Source organism: Lelliottia nimipressuralis (assembly GCF_004402045.1).
GTDB lineage: Bacteria > Pseudomonadota > Gammaproteobacteria > Enterobacterales > Enterobacteriaceae > Enterobacter > Enterobacter chinensis.
Genome location: NZ_SOMG01000002.1, coordinates 23,640 through 38,100, shown reverse-complemented (window position 1 = coordinate 38,100; position 14,461 = coordinate 23,640). Strand labels below are relative to the sequence as shown.

Sequence of the window (14,461 nt, the reverse complement as noted above, 5' to 3'; positions counted from 1 at the left end):
GGGAGGTTTTATTATTCCCTCTCCCTTGAGGGAGAGGGTTAGGGTGAGGAGGTTACGATGGCATTGCGATGGCCTGCTTCTCTTCGAGCAGTTTTTCCACCACGCCAGGATCCGCGAGCGTTGAGGTATCACCGAGATTGCTGGTGTCCCCGGCCGCGATTTTGCGCAAAATACGACGCATGATTTTACCGGAGCGGGTTTTCGGCAGCGAATCGGTCCAGTGCAGCACGTCCGGCGTGGCAAGCGGGCCAATCTCTTTGCGGACCCAGTTGCGCACTTCGGTATACAGCTCTGGTGACGGTTCTTCACCGTGGTTCAGGGTGACGTACGCGTAAATCGCCTGGCCTTTGATGTTGTGCGGAATACCGACAACGGCGGCTTCGGCAATCTTCGGATGCGACACCAGGGCTGATTCAATCTCAGCGGTACCCAGACGGTGGCCGGAGACGTTCAGTACGTCGTCCACACGTCCGGTTATCCAGTAATAACCATCTTCGTCACGACGCGCGCCATCGCCGCTGAAGTACATGTTTTTAAAAGTCGAGAAGTAGGTCTGCTCGAAGCGATCGTGGTCACCGAACAGGGTTCGCGCCTGACCCGGCCAGGAGTCTGTGATCACCAGGTTGCCTTCGGTGGCCCCTTCCAGCGGATTGCCTTCGTTATCCACCAGCGCAGGCTGTACGCCGAAGAATGGACGGGTGGCAGAACCTGCTTTCAGCTGCGTCGCACCCGGCATGGGGGTAATCATAAAGCCGCCGGTTTCGGTCTGCCACCAGGTGTCCATCACCGGGCATTTCTCGTTACCGATTTTTTTCCAGTACCATTCCCAGGCTTCCGGGTTGATCGGCTCGCCGACGGAACCGAGGATGCGCAACGAAGAGCGGTCGGTACCTTGAATGGCTTTATCACCTTCCGCCATTAATGCGCGGATCGCCGTTGGCGCGGTGTAAAGAATATTGACCTGATGTTTGTCGACCACCTGACACATCCGCGCCGGGGTTGGCCAGTTTGGTACGCCTTCAAACATCAGCGTTGTTGCGCCACAGGCCAGCGGGCCGTACAGCAGGTAGCTGTGCCCGGTCACCCAGCCCACGTCGGCGGTACACCAGTAGATGTCACCCGGATGGTAGTCGAAGACATATTTGAAGGTCGTAGCCGCATAGACCAGATAGCCGCCGGTGGTGTGCAGCACGCCTTTCGGCTTGCCGGTCGAACCGGAGGTGTAAAGAATAAAGAGCGGATCTTCCGCGTTCATCTCTTCCGGCTGATGCTGGTCGCTAGCGTTCTCAATCAGGTCGCTCCACCACAGATCGCGCCCCTCGTTCCAGTCGATTTTGCCGCCGGTACGCTTAAGGATGATAACGTTGCTGACCGTTTTGACGTTCGGGTTTTTCAGCGCTTCGTCGACGTTTTTCTTCAGCGGGATACCGCGCCCTGCGCGCACGCCTTCATCGGCGGTGATCACCAGTTTTGAACTTGAATCGACGATACGGCCAGCAACCGCTTCTGGGGAGAACCCACCGAAAATAACGGAATGAATCGCGCCGATACGTGCGCAGGCCAGCATGGCAACCGCTGCTTCCGGCACCATCGGCATATAGATGGCGACCACATCGCCTTTTTTAATGCCTCTTTCCAGCAGGACGTTGGCGAAGCGGCACACGTCGCGATGCAGTTCTTTATAGGTAATGTGTTTGCTCTGCGAGGCATCATCGCCTTCCCAGATGATGGCCGTCTCATTCCCGCGATCGGCAAGGTGACGGTCAAGGCAGTTTGCTGCCAGGTTCAGCGTGCCATCTTCATACCATTTAATGGAGACATTGCCGGGCGCAAAGGAGGTGTTCTTCACCTTCTGATAAGGTTTGATCCAGTCAAGGATATGGCCCTGCTCACCCCAGAAGGTATCCGGGGAAGTGATAGATTGCTGATATTTCTCGTGGTACTGCTCCGGGGTGATCAGGCAACGGTCCGCAATGTTTGCGGGAATGTCATGTTTGTGGATTTGGCTCATGGCTTTTTTTCTCCTTGTAAGATGTTAATAATATGTCGCAAAAACGTTAATTGTAGGGGCTTTACAAGCTTTGTTTAGTATTTGGGCTACAGATCACGCATTGTTTGAAGAGTATGAAAAATGAGCGAATGAAACTTTGAAGGAAAATAATTTATGCTGACGATTATTTACATTTATGTTTAAAAAATCTTTTTTATAACAAAAGGTTATTTATGAGAATTAGAACAAACTCCCGTCATTGTCGCTTTTGTGAGTGAAACGCGTCGTTCTTTAAGACTTGCGCAACAGGTCGCGCAAATGATACTCATACGCCGCGTTAAAAAATCCCATAAACCAACGCAACACAATTCATACCCTTTCAGTATGTCCCCATATTCATGCAGTTTGAGTGAATAAGGCGCTTCATTGAGGAAGTCAGTTTCTATGAAAAACGTTAAAGTCAGCCTTGCCTGGCAGATCTTAATCGCCCTTGTGCTGGGCATCTTGCTGGGCAGTTACCTCCACTATCACAGCGACAGCCGCGAATGGCTGATTGCAAACCTGCTCTCACCGGCAGGAGATATCTTTATTCATCTGATCAAGATGATCGTGGTGCCGATTGTGATCTCGACGCTGGTGGTCGGGATTGCGGGCGTTGGCGATGCGAAACAGCTAGGCCGTATTGGTGCGAAAACCATTATCTATTTCGAAGTGATCACTACAGTTGCCATCATCCTCGGTATCACGCTGGCGAACGTGTTCCAGCCGGGTTCCGGGATTGATATGTCGCAACTGGCAACGGTGGATATTTCGAAATACCAAAGTACGACCGCTGACGTGCAGAGCCATGCGCACGGCCTGATGGGCACAATCCTTTCGCTGGTACCGACCAACATCGTGGCCTCGATGGCGAAGGGCGAGATGTTACCTATCATCTTCTTCTCGGTACTGTTCGGTCTGGGACTCTCTTCGCTGCCCGCGACACACCGCGAACCGCTGGTGACCGTGTTCCGTTCTATCTCCGAAACCATGTTTAAAGTGACCCACATGGTGATGCGTTACGCACCGGTAGGGGTGTTTGCGCTTATCGCCGTCACCGTGGCCAACTTCGGTTTTGCCTCCCTGTGGCCGCTGGCGAAGCTGGTGATCCTGGTGCACTTCGCCATCCTGTTCTTTGCGCTGGTGGTGCTGGGTATTGTGGCGCGTCTGTGTGGGCTGAGCATCTGGATCCTGATCCGTATCCTCAAAGATGAACTGATTCTGGCGTACTCCACGGCAAGCTCCGAGAGCGTGCTGCCGCGCATTATTGAGAAGATGGAGGCCTACGGCGCGCCTGCTTCTATTACCAGCTTCGTGGTGCCCACCGGCTATTCCTTTAACCTGGATGGTTCGACGCTGTACCAGAGTATCGCTGCTATCTTTATTGCGCAGCTGTACGGCATTGATCTGTCACTGTGGCAGGAGATCGTGCTGGTCCTGACGCTGATGGTGACGTCCAAAGGTATCGCAGGCGTACCGGGCGTCTCGTTCGTGGTACTGCTGGCGACGCTGGGTAGCGTCGGTATTCCACTGGAAGGTCTGGCGTTTATCGCCGGTGTAGACCGTATTCTCGATATGGCGCGTACGGCGCTGAACGTGGTGGGGAATGCCCTGGCGGTGCTGGTTATCGCCAAGTGGGAACACAAATTCGATCGCAAAAAAGCGCTGGCGTATGAACGTGAGGTGCTGGGTCGTTTTGATAAGACGGCTGACCAGTAATGTAAAAAGCCGGGTGGCGGCTTCGCCTTACCCGGCCTACACAAGCCGTAGGCCCGGTAAGCGTAGCGCCACCGGGCAATGCTTTACTCCCCGCTCAACGCATCAAATTCTTCACATCCCGTATCAAACCCTTCGGTACAGCTCAGGTTCAACCAGTACAGCGCTTTCTGTTTATTGGGCGTGATAAACCCTTTCTCACCCTGCTGGAACAACATTCCTGCCCAGTATTCCGCGTAGCCCGTACGTGACAAAGACGAGCTGCGCTTAAACCACGATGCTGCCAGAGTGTCGTCCTGGGCCACTTCTACACCGTTGGCATAAATCAGCCCCAGCAGCAGTTGCGCATCGACCGCAGAGTCGTTGTCGATATCTTCGGTGGCCGTTTGCAGCAGCTTAATGGCCTGGAGATAGTCCGTTTTACCCGCCTGCGTGTTCACCAAAATGCGCGCCAGCATAATGGTGCCGCGCTTGCTGCCCGCGATGGTCGCCTGCTGCGCCAGCGCTTTAGCCTGGGCATAGTCGCCCTGCGTAAAGAGAATTTGTGAGAGCAGCCCCATGGCATCGACATCGCCGCCTTTTGCGGCCTTCTCGGCCCACAGCGCAGCCTGCTTGCTGTCGCCAGAGCTGAAGTACGTATCGGCAAGATAATACTGGGCGCGGGCATCGCCTGCTTCTGCCTGTTTCTGATACTGGCTGCCTATCTCATCCGCGTGGGCGAACAAGGTGAAAAATAACAACAACAGAAAAATAGGTTTCATGGATTCTTATCATCTGGGTACACGCCGCGCAGTATAATCGCGGTGGCGGAAGAAAAAAATGGGTGCATTAAGACCTCAGCATCCTACAAGCCGGGCGGAACTGTCGTTCCGCCCGCAGAGGTTAGCCTGCGTTACAGGCTAATTTTGCCGCCACCTCCTGATGTTCACCCTTTATTGAAAACTCGCAAAGTTTCCCGCGATTAATAAAGGTAAATATCACTATCGTCAGGCAAATAATAAAGACGATGCCTAACGCAGTTTTTAATGGCGTCATGCCTTTTACTCCTTGTCAAAAAAAGAATAAGAGGCTACTCTCAACCTGTTGGTTGTTGAGGGGTAGCCTCGGGTAAATGAAGATTTCCCGGGGCTTTCCACTTTCTGTCCCTCAACAATGCTCAAGACAGAAAGTCTTAAGCACCCGCCGCATATCTTATCTCTCTGAATCAAAATGCAAAGATGTAATTCTTTTTCGTGAAATTTACATTATTTCTGCGAGCCGCTTTCCAGAAAAATAATTGATATATTTAATGCGTTGAGCGGAAATAAAAAGGGAGTGAATATCTCACTCCCTTTATTCAACGATGAATTAACGGCTTCATCCCATTGCGCTTTCACGCAGCCGGGCTTTCAGCTTGTTATATTCGTCGATCACGTACTGTTCTGCCGCGTGCTGATCCGCAATCGGCTCCACGCGTACGGCGCAGTATTTATACTCCGGCGTTTTGGTTATCGGGCTTAAGTTCTCCGTCACCAGCTCGTTGCAGGCACCAATCCACCACTGGTAGGTCATATAGACCGCCCCTTTGTTCGGACGATCGCTGACCTGCGCACGGGTGATGATCCGCCCTTTGCGCGAATTCACCCACACCAGCGCTTCGTCCTCAATACCAAGGCGCTGCGCGTCGGCGGTATTGATTTGCGCATAGCCCGGTTCGTCCGCCAGCGCCGCCAGCGCGGCGCAGTTTCCGGTCATCGAACGGCAGGAGTAATGGCCCACTTCACGCACGGTGGAGAGCACCATCGGATACTCGTCGGTGAGCTTATCGATCGGCGCAACCCAGTCGCAGGTGAAGAATTGCGCCAGCCCGTTCGGGGTGTCGAATTTCTCTTTAAAGAGATATGACGTTCCCTGATCGGTCTCTGACTCATCCCGACATGGCCACTGGATGTACCCCAGCTCACCCATTTTTTCATAGGTCGCACCGTAGAAGTCCGGGCACAGGTGACGCAACTCGTCCCAGATCTCCTGGGTGTTGTTGTAGTGCATCGGGTAACCCATACGGGTGGCGATTTCGCTGATGATCTGCCAGTCCGTTTTCAAATCCCACTTCGGTTCGACCGCCTTAAAGAAGCGCTGGAAGCCGCGGTCCGCCGCCGTGTAGACACCTTCATGCTCGCCCCAGGAGGTCGACGGTAAAATCACGTCCGCCGCCGCTGCGGTTTTGGTCATAAAGATATCCTGGACAATCACCAGCTCCAGATCCTCAAACCCTTTGCGAACCGCGGAGAGCTCGGCATCGGTCTGGAGCGGGTCTTCACCCATGATGTAGGCCGCACGTACTTCACCGTGCGCCGCACGGTGGGGCAGCTCGCTAATGCGATATCCGGTGTGCTCGGGCAGACTTTCCACGCCCCAGGCCTTCGCAAACTTCGCGCGGTTCTCCGGGAATTTCACGTACTGGTAGCCAGGATAGGTATCTGGCAGCGCACCCATATCGCAGGCACCCTGGACGTTATTCTGACCACGCACCGGGTTCACGCCAACGTGCGCTTTACCCAGATTGCCGGTCAGCATCGCGAGACTCGTCAGAGAGCGCACGGTCTCTACGCCCTGATAGAACTGGGTCACGCCCATGCCCCACAGAATGGCTGCGGTTTTCGCTGCGGCGTACATCCTTGCCGCCTGACGGATCTCCTGCGCGCTGACGCCGGTTATCGTTTCAAGCGACTCTGGCGTATAGCCTTCGACAATTTTCCGATACTCTTCAAAACCTTCCGTACGGGTCGCGACAAACGCCTGGTCGTACAGGTTCTCCTCAATAATGACGTGCCCCATTGCGTTCAGCAGCGCGATGTTCGAGCCGTTTTTCAACGCGATGTGCATATCCGCAATGCGCGCGGTTTCAATTTTGCGCGGATCGCAGACGATGATTTTCGCCCCATTTTGCTTAGCGCGAATAACGTGGTTCGCGACGATAGGGTGAGAATCCGCCGGGTTATAGCCGAAAATAAACACCAGATCGGTGTTGTCTATTTCGTTGATGGCATTACTCATTGCGCCGTTACCGACCGACTGGTGCAGACCTGCAACCGATGGGCCGTGTCAGACGCGAGCGCAGCAGTCGACGTTATTGGTACCAATAACGGCGCGCGCGAATTTTTGCATCACATAGTTAGTTTCGTTCCCCGTCCCGCGTGAAGAGCCGGTGGTCTGAATCGCATCCGGGCCATACTTGGCCTTGATGGCGCTAAGGCGCGTGGCGACGTAATTGAGCGCCTCGTTCCAGCTGACGGCTTCCAGCTTGCCACCGCGCTCGCGGCGGATCATTGGGGTTTTCAGGCGCGGGGTGAGGATTTGGGTATCGTTAATAAAATCCCAGCCGTAGTAACCTTTCAGGCATAGCGTGCCCTGGTTGGTTTTCCCCTGTGCGGCCTCCGCCCGGACGATTTTGCCGTTATCGACCACCAGGTGGATCTTGCAACCTGAGGCACAATAAGGGCAAACCGTGACGACTTTTTTCATCAGTCTGCTCCAGTTAATCGAATCGTTCGCACCCACTATGCAGCTTCTATGCCATGTTTTTAGTGTGGGTATGCTTAGACTTTACGGCCCATTCGCAGCGAAAACGCTGACCAAAAGCAGCGAATCGTCAAAATTGACGTGTCGACAGGGCAGCGGATGTGACATGGGTTGAATTTCCGTCACTGAAAAAACTATTTAACTGGAGCCGACGGCAGAATGGTTCAGACTTAACATAATTCCCTGACGGAAGCATACAATGAAACCGGCGATTCTGGTGGTTGATGACGATACGGCAGTCTGTGAACTGCTTCAGGATGTGCTGAGCGAGCACGTCTTTAGCGTGCTTGTCTGCCATAACGGCCAGGATGCGCTGCGCCGGGTACAGCAGGATCCGAATATCGCGCTTGTTCTGCTGGATATGATGTTGCCTGATATCAACGGCCTGCAGGTTTTGCTGCAGCTGCAAAAGCAGCGTCCGGCGCTACCGGTTGTGATGTTAACCGGTCTGGGCAGTGAGTCAGATGTGGTGGTGGGGCTGGAGATGGGGGCCGACGATTATATTGGCAAACCGTTCAACCCGCGCGTGGTCGTCGCCCGCGTCAAAGCGGTACTGCGCCGTACGGGCGTGCTGGCTGCAGAAACTCCCGCGGCACCCGTCGCGGGTATTGCCTTTAATGGATGGACGCTCGATACCACCCGCTGCGAGCTAAGCGATCCGAACCGCAATACCGTGCCCTTAACCCAGGGCGAGTACGGCTTGTTGCTGGCGCTCACGCAAAATGCCCGCCGTGTGCTAAGCCGCGATCGGCTGCTTGAGCTGACCCACAGCGAAAGCGCCGAGGTGTTCGATCGCACTATCGACGTCTTGATCATGCGTCTGCGCCGGAAGATCGAGGCTAACCCGCATCAGCCTGCCCTGATCAAAACCATTCGTGGGCTAGGTTACGTGTTTGCTACCGATGTGTCTCATTGCGAGAAAGCGGCCTAAGTATTCTCTTTAATAAACAGTTGCAGCTCGACCAGCGTTTTTGCGCCGTCAATTGCATTGGCGGCCAGCAGGCTTGCCCGCGCGCAGGCATGCGCCAGAGAAATGCTTTCCGCAAGCGGCAGCGATTCATGACAGCCATATAAAAAGCCTGCGCAAAAAGCATCGCCCGCGCCGACGCTGCCGATAATCTCTTCCTGCTCCAGCATCCATGACGGGATCCAGCGACCTTCTTCACCGCGTGCTTCTCCCCATGCGCCTTCCGGACAGTGGATCACCACCCGCTGGCGAACACCTGCAGCCAGCAGTTGCGCCGCGGCTGCAGCGATATGGGCAACGTGCGGGGCGTCGCTTTCGTCACGCATTGCCAGGCCGCTAAACTCGCCGGCTTCCAGCTCATTAATCACCAGATAGTCGAGATGGCGCAGGGCAGGGAGCACCAGCGGCTGATAGCGTGGGTCGCCCTTGCGGGATACCAGATCGAGCGAGGTTTCATACCCTTGCTCGCGCATCTGCGCCAGCAGCCGCGCGCTGCGGGTGCCAAATTCGTCATCGGGCATGTCCAGGCTGTCGAGAAGCAAAAGGTAGCCGAGATGGAAAATTTTCATCGACCCGTCGAGACGGTCAAAAGCGGGCAGATCCAGCAGGCGGTTGGCCCCCGGGGAGTGGAAAAAGGTGCGTTGTCCGCTGGGGTCGGTCATGACCTGCGACATGGACGTCGGCGCAAAGGTGGTGCGCTGCACGCGCTGGCGGTTGACGTGGTACTGGTCGAGCATCGCCAGGATGTAATCTCCGTCGCCGTCTTCGCCAATCAGCCCTACCGCCTGCAGCGGCAGGCCGACGTGCATCTTCGCCAGCGTCAGCAGGACGTTGAGTGGCGCGCCGCCGGTTGAGCGTTCGCTGTGGGTGATTTCCGCCAGCCAGCCGCGCTCCGGCCACTGCACGATCTGATGGACGTGATCCACCAGCATATTGCCTGCGGCGATAATGCCTTTACGTTCCATTATGCCTGCCCCGCGCTGCCGAAGATGCGCATCTGTTCGGCGACCGTATCGGTAATCGCCTCTTCTATCCCCAGCAGCAGCTCGGCAAACTCGTCATAGAGCGGCTGGCGGTTTGCCATACGCTGCTCCACGGCGGCAAGTGCGGCCTGCGACATCCCGGTGTAGAAATTGATTTTATGAATGCCCAGCTCAATCGCGCGGCGAAAATCGGCTTCGCTAATACCGGAGCCTCCGTGGAGCACCAGCGGCAGCCCCGTCTGCTGGCGAATGGCGTCCAGGCGTGGGAAATCGAGTTTAGGTTCGCCCTTGTATTTACCGTGCGCATTGCCGATGGCAACCGCCAGTGCGTCAATACCGGTTGAATCGACAAATTCGCGAGCCAGCTGTGGGTCGGTAAAGCACGCTTCATCCGCATGCCCGTAAAGCGCGCCGCCTTCATCGCCTCCGACTGCGCCAAGCTCCGCTTCTACCGACACGCCAACGGCATGGCACATCTTCACCACTTCACGCGTCTGGCGGATGTTCTCCTCGTAGCTCAACGTTGAACCATCGAACATCACGGAGCTGAACCCTAAGCGCAGGGCGCGTACGACGGCGTCAAAATGCAGGCCGTGGTCGAGGTTGAGCACCACGGGAATATCGTGGCGAGCGGCCTCGAACTTAACCGCTTCGACAAGCGAATCCAGCGACACGTATTTAAAGTGCACCTCGGCGATGTTGATGATAAAAGGCGAGCGTTCCTGTTTTGCGGCGGCGAACAGCGCGCGCAGGAAATGGGAGTCGAGCACGTTAAACGCACCCAGCGCATAACGATGCGTCCTGGCGTGCTCAAGACCGTCGGCAAGAGAAATCAGTGGCATCATTCACCCCTTATATCCGAAACAGGTTGTACTCGTTGCATAGCACCAGCAGCGCCGGCTCGTCTTCTTCGATGTTGTTATAGCGGGCGACGGGCTGCAAAAAGTGGTTGTCGTGTTCATCGTCATTGACCGACGACACTTCCCCGACCAGCACGTCGCCGAAGCCGCGTTCGCCCCAGAAACTGTGGTAAAGACCGGGCGTGAGACAGATGCTTTCCCCGGGCAGCAGGCGCAGCTGGCTGCCGGGCGCGTGGGTCTGAAGGCAGCCGTCGACGGTGACCGTCACGTCGGTGTTTTCCGTCTCTTCATGCGCACCGGCATTCCACAATTCAACAATCAGATTCCCGCCGCCCCGGTTGATAATGTCCTCTCGTTTACGCCAGTGAAAATGCATCGGCGTCAGCTGACCGTCCCGCACGTGCATAATTTTTTCGGCATAGCATTTTTCATACGGCATGCCGTTCGGCGAGCCGTTGCGCAGGGTAAACAGCGTCAGACCCTCGGCGGCAAAGTTGTTGCCACCAAACGCCGTCACGTCCCAGCCGAGTTTGAGCTCGAACACTTCCTGCCATGCGGCCTGGTCAAGCTGCTGCCATTTTGTTGGCGGGAAACTGGCAAACGGCGGGAGATGCACGTCGTGCATAGAAAAAAACTGCCGCGTGTGGCCGAGGATTTCATTGATGTCGGAGCGTTTCATGGGGACTCCAGGTAAACGACGCCCTCTCCGGCAGGAGAGGGCGAAGGGTTACTTAACCGTCCAACCCTTATACGTGCCGACGTTCTTTTTATCGATCATCGTCACCGGGATCAGCACAGGCTCTTTCGGCGCAGGTTTGCCCTGTAATATGTCATAGCCGATCTCCACCGCTTTTGCCGCCATCACCTGCGGATCTTGCGCCGGGGTCGCCACAAACAGGGAGTTTTCACGTTTCAGGGCTTCCTCACCGTCCGGTGATCCATCCACGCCGACGATAAAGAACTCATTGCGCTGCGCCTGTTTTGCCGCCAGATCGGCACCGATCGCGGTCGGATCGTTAATGGCGAATACGCCGTCGATCTTCGGATTCGCTGCCAGCAGGGAGGTCATCACTTCCAGGCCGCCCTCGCGACTGCCTTTGGCGTTCTGGTTATCCGAGAGCACCTTGATATCCGGATGTTTTTTGAATTCCGTCTGGCAACCTTCCACGCGGTTCTGCACCGCTGAGACCGGTGGTCCGTTGATGATCACCACATTGCCTTTGCCTTTCAGACGGTCGGTAATGTATTTACAGGCCATTTCACCCGCCTGGGTGTTATCGGAGGTGATGGTGGCATCAGCCCCTTCCGCTGCCACGTCAACCGCAACGACCACAATCCCTGCGTCTTTCGCGCGCTTCACCGCCGGGCCGATCCCTTTGGAATCTGCGGCGTTAAGGATGATCATGTCTACTTTAGCGGCAATAAAGTTGTCGATCTGCGCCACCTGCTGGCCCAGATCGTACCCGCTGGAGACCAGCGTTACTTTGACGTTATCGCCCGCCAGCTTGCGCGCTTCCAGCTCGGCACCTTTGGTGATCTGCACGAAGAACGGGTTAGCCAGGTCACCCACCGTCACGCCGATGGATTTCAGGTCTTTCGCCTGCGCAAACGGCGTTGCGGCAAGCAGCGCGCCAGCACAGAGCGCGGTTACTAACGGTTTCAAACGCATATTGTTTTCCTCGAAGCTGTAGGGTTTTGTTGTTATGCACTTTGATGGTGTCGGGTACGGTATTTGTCGATCAGCACCGCAATGATGATCACCGCCCCTTTGATCACCAGTTGCCAGAAGTAGGAGACGCCCATCAGCGTCATGCCGTTGTTAAGAGTGGCGATGATCAGGGCGCCGACCAGCGTGCCGGTGATCGTGCCGATCCCGCCGACGAAGCTGGTCCCGCCGAGGATCACCGCCGCAATCGCATCCAGCTCGTAGCCCATGCCGAGGTTGCCGTTGGCGCTGTAGAGGCGCGAGGCGCTCATCACCCCGCCAAGCCCGGAGAGTAGGCCGCTCATGCCGTAAACAAACAGCAGCACCAGCCAGACTTTGATGCCGGTCAGGCGCGCCGCCTGCATGTTGCCGCCCACCGCGTAGATGTGGACGCCCAGCGTGGTGCGGCGCAGGATGAACCAGCAGATAGCAATGACCGCCAGGGCGATCACCACCAGCCACGGAATCGGGCCGAGGTAGTTATTGCCTATCCACTCGAAGCTGATGTTGGAGTTAATAACCGTCGTGCCGTCCGCCAGCAGGTAGGCCGCCCCGCGCAGTGCAGTATAGGTGCCGAGCGTCACGATAAAGGGCGGCAGTCCGGCAAAGGCCACCAGCGCGCCGTTGAACAGGCCCAGCACCATGCCGAGCATCAGCGCGGCCGGAATGGAGAGCATGGCGAATTCGGGGATCAGCGATACCACCATCGCGGCCACCGCCGTGGTGCCCAGAATCGAGCCTACGGAGAGGTCAATACCGCCGGTTAAGATAATGAAGGTCATTCCCGCCGCCAGCACGATGTTGATCGACGCCTGACGAGTAATGTTGAGCAGATTGCTCTCGGTGAAGAAGTTAGGCGCGATAAAGCCAAATACCGCCACAATCAGGATTAAAATCGGCAAAATACCGACCGTTTGCATCAGATCGCTCATCAGCATTTTTTTGGCGGAGGCGGATTTCGCCACCTGCTGCGGATGGGTAGGAGTTGTCATGATTGCACCGCCTGATGATGAGTGTCGTTTACGCCGGTTGCCAGCGTCATAATGTTTTCCTGAGAGATGTCACGCCCGTGGAGTTCACCCGCAATGCTGCCTTCTCGCATCACGTACACCCGGTCGCTCATCCCCACTACTTCCGGCAGCTCGCTGGAGATCATCAAAATTGCCACGCCCTTGCGCGCCATCTGGTTCATGATGCGGTAGATCTCGCTTTTCGCGCCGACGTCCACGCCGCGCGTCGGTTCGTCCAGAATCAGAATGCGCGGGCCGATTGCCACCCAGCGGGAGATGAGCAGCTTTTGCTGATTGCCCCCTGACAGCCCGCCCGCGCGCACCTGAGAGTGCGGCACGCGGATGTTAAGCAGGGCGATAGCGTCATCGGAAATGGACTGGGCTTTTTTGCGGTTTAACATGCCGAAGGTGGCGTCGCGCTCAAGCGTCGCCATGGTGATGTTCTCCTGCGCCGCCAGCTCCAGAAACAGCCCCTGCTCCTTGCGGTTCTCGGTGAGAAAACCGATGCCGTTTTCGATAGCGGCGCGCGGGGAGTGGATCACCACCGGCTCGCCGTCGACCTCAATCATGCCGCCCGTGGCTTTGCGCGCGCCAAAGATCAGCTGCGCCAGCTCAGAGCGTCCGGCGCCCACCAGCCCCGCCAGGCCGACGATTTCGCCGGAACGCACCTGCAGGCTGCAGGGCTGTACTTTTTTACCGTCGGTGAGGTGGTGCACGTTAAGACGCGGGCTGCCGAGCGGGATATCACGCTCTTTGTTGAACAGATCGCTTAACGGGCGACCCACCATCATCTTCACCAGCTCGGAGGCGTTCAGCTTGTCGCGCGTCAGGCTGCCGACGTACTGCCCGTCGCGCAGAACGCTGACGCGGTCAGAAAGTTCATATACTTCCGCCATCCGGTGGCTGATATAGATGATTGCCATCCCTTCATCGCGCAGGCGCAAAATCAGTTCAAACAGGCGATGGGTTTCGCGTGAGGAGAGGGCGGCGGTGGGTTCATCCATCACCAGAATGCGGCTGTTGCGGTGCAGCGCGCGGGCAATTTCCACCTGCTGCTGCTCGGCGATGGTCAGCTTCATCACCAGATCGGTGGCGTTGAACTGCGCGCCGAGGCGCTCAATCACTGCCTGCGCCTGAGCGGCCATCTCTTTACGCTGGACCATCCCGCCGCGCGACAGCTCGCTGCCAAGAAATATATTCTCGGCAACGGTCAGGTTGGGCGCGAGCTGCATCTCCTGATAAATCAGGGTAATGCCTGCGGCCAGCGCATCTTTCGGCCCTTTGATGTGAAACGGCTGACCGTCAATCAGGATCTCACCGCGGGTGGCGGTATAGGCTCCCGCGAGGATTTTCATCAGCGTGCTTTTTCCCGCGCCGTTTTCCCCCATCAGCGCGTGGATCTCACCGGGGAAGACCGTCAAATCCACACCCTTGAGCGCGTGGAAACTGCCAAACGTTTTGGCAATGCTGCGCATCTCCAGTACTGGGGTTCTGCTCATGGCGGATCTCCTGTGAATGTCGATATCTGCACTTCATCACAGGTACGTAAATGCAAAATGTCAGAAGCTGTTCATATTTGTCATAGTTATGAATAGCTAATCGCCGTCACATTTTCCTTTTCCCTCTCCCG

General features: G+C 56.3%; 12 protein-coding genes. 2 read left to right on the top strand and 10 right to left on the bottom strand.

The annotated features are described in order from the left end of the window. Nucleotides 1-52: 52 nt before the first annotated feature. On the bottom strand, nt 53-2,011 hold the full coding sequence (gene acs / locus E3U32_RS00695; RefSeq protein ID WP_134347301.1) for an acetate--CoA ligase: 1,959 nt from the start codon (nt 2,009-2,011) through the stop codon (nt 53-55). 423 nt (nt 2,012-2,434) lie between these two features. Here acs and gltP point away from each other — a divergent pair, with 423 nt between their 5' ends. Beyond that, on the top strand, nt 2,435-3,748 hold the full coding sequence (gene gltP / locus E3U32_RS00690; RefSeq protein ID WP_024906735.1) for a glutamate/aspartate:proton symporter GltP: 1,314 nt from the start codon (nt 2,435-2,437) through the stop codon (nt 3,746-3,748). A gap of 83 nt (nt 3,749-3,831) precedes the next feature. Here the strand turns inward: gltP and E3U32_RS00680 are convergent, their stop codons facing one another. From E3U32_RS00680 to fdhF, 3 genes are all read right to left on the bottom strand, one after another. Further along, the gene (locus E3U32_RS00680) at nt 3,832-4,506 is read right to left on the bottom strand and encodes a tetratricopeptide repeat protein (protein WP_134347300.1); all 675 of its coding nucleotides are present in this window, start codon (nt 4,504-4,506) and stop codon (nt 3,832-3,834) included. 121 nt (nt 4,507-4,627) lie between these two features. Beyond that, nucleotides 4,628-4,780, bottom strand: a complete 153-nt coding sequence (locus tag E3U32_RS00675) for a Hok/Gef family protein (protein WP_131635457.1) — start codon at nt 4,778-4,780, stop codon at nt 4,628-4,630. A 321-nt stretch (nt 4,781-5,101) separates the two neighbouring features. Beyond that, nucleotides 5,102-7,249 (bottom strand): formate dehydrogenase subunit alpha, encoded by a 2,148-nt coding sequence (fdhF, locus tag E3U32_RS00670; protein WP_134347299.1) that lies wholly within the window; start codon nt 7,247-7,249, stop codon nt 5,102-5,104. A gap of 256 nt (nt 7,250-7,505) precedes the next feature. Between fdhF and E3U32_RS00665 the strand changes: the two genes are divergently transcribed. Further along, complete coding sequence (locus tag E3U32_RS00665) at nt 7,506-8,237, top strand: response regulator (protein WP_134347298.1); 732 nt, start codon at nt 7,506-7,508, stop codon at nt 8,235-8,237. Here E3U32_RS00665 and E3U32_RS00660 read toward each other — a convergent pair. The 6 genes from E3U32_RS00660 to E3U32_RS00635 are packed head-to-tail and all read right to left on the bottom strand — an operon-like array spanning nt 8,234 to nt 14,330. Beyond that, the gene (locus E3U32_RS00660; RefSeq protein WP_134347297.1) at nt 8,234-9,238 is read right to left on the bottom strand and encodes a carbohydrate kinase family protein; all 1,005 of its coding nucleotides are present in this window, start codon (nt 9,236-9,238) and stop codon (nt 8,234-8,236) included. The genes E3U32_RS00665 and E3U32_RS00660 overlap by 4 nt on opposite strands. Then, nucleotides 9,238-10,098: a ketose 1,6-bisphosphate aldolase gene (locus E3U32_RS00655; RefSeq protein ID WP_134347360.1), complete on the bottom strand. Its 861-nt coding sequence runs from the start codon at nt 10,096-10,098 to the stop codon at nt 9,238-9,240. Before E3U32_RS00655 ends, E3U32_RS00660 begins: the two co-directional genes overlap by 1 nt. Nucleotides 10,099-10,108: 10 nt before the next feature. Then, on the bottom strand, nt 10,109-10,795 hold the full coding sequence (locus tag E3U32_RS00650; RefSeq protein ID WP_134347296.1) for a D-lyxose/D-mannose isomerase: 687 nt from the start codon (nt 10,793-10,795) through the stop codon (nt 10,109-10,111). A 48-nt stretch (nt 10,796-10,843) separates the two neighbouring features. Then, complete coding sequence (locus E3U32_RS00645) at nt 10,844-11,785, bottom strand: ABC transporter substrate-binding protein (RefSeq protein ID WP_126817613.1); 942 nt, start codon at nt 11,783-11,785, stop codon at nt 10,844-10,846. Nucleotides 11,786-11,817: 32 nt separating this feature from the next. After that, nucleotides 11,818-12,813 (bottom strand): ABC transporter permease subunit, encoded by a 996-nt coding sequence (locus E3U32_RS00640; RefSeq protein WP_042719147.1) that lies wholly within the window; start codon nt 12,811-12,813, stop codon nt 11,818-11,820. Continuing rightward, complete coding sequence (locus E3U32_RS00635) at nt 12,810-14,330, bottom strand: sugar ABC transporter ATP-binding protein (RefSeq protein WP_134347295.1); 1,521 nt, start codon at nt 14,328-14,330, stop codon at nt 12,810-12,812. Before E3U32_RS00635 ends, E3U32_RS00640 begins: the two co-directional genes overlap by 4 nt. Nucleotides 14,331-14,461 lie beyond the last annotated feature (131 nt).

Coding starts and splice junctions, on each gene's coding strand:
- E3U32_RS00665 (WP_134347298.1), top strand. CDS start 7,506: ATGAAACCGGCGATTCTGGTGGTTGATGACGATACGGCAGTCTGTGAA.
- E3U32_RS00660 (WP_134347297.1), bottom strand. CDS start 9,238: ATGGAACGTAAAGGCATTATCGCCGCAGGCAATATGCTGGTGGATCAC.
- E3U32_RS00650 (WP_134347296.1), bottom strand. CDS start 10,795: ATGAAACGCTCCGACATCAATGAAATCCTCGGCCACACGCGGCAGTTT.
- gltP (WP_024906735.1), top strand. CDS start 2,435: ATGAAAAACGTTAAAGTCAGCCTTGCCTGGCAGATCTTAATCGCCCTT.
- E3U32_RS00640 (WP_042719147.1), bottom strand. CDS start 12,813: ATGACAACTCCTACCCATCCGCAGCAGGTGGCGAAATCCGCCTCCGCC.
- E3U32_RS00635 (WP_134347295.1), bottom strand. CDS start 14,330: ATGAGCAGAACCCCAGTACTGGAGATGCGCAGCATTGCCAAAACGTTT.
- E3U32_RS00655 (WP_134347360.1), bottom strand. CDS start 10,098: ATGCCACTGATTTCTCTTGCCGACGGTCTTGAGCACGCCAGGACGCAT.
- E3U32_RS00675 (WP_131635457.1), bottom strand. CDS start 4,780: ATGACGCCATTAAAAACTGCGTTAGGCATCGTCTTTATTATTTGCCTG.
- acs (WP_134347301.1), bottom strand. CDS start 2,011: ATGAGCCAAATCCACAAACATGACATTCCCGCAAACATTGCGGACCGT.
- E3U32_RS00645 (WP_126817613.1), bottom strand. CDS start 11,785: ATGCGTTTGAAACCGTTAGTAACCGCGCTCTGTGCTGGCGCGCTGCTT.
- E3U32_RS00680 (WP_134347300.1), bottom strand. CDS start 4,506: ATGAAACCTATTTTTCTGTTGTTGTTATTTTTCACCTTGTTCGCCCAC.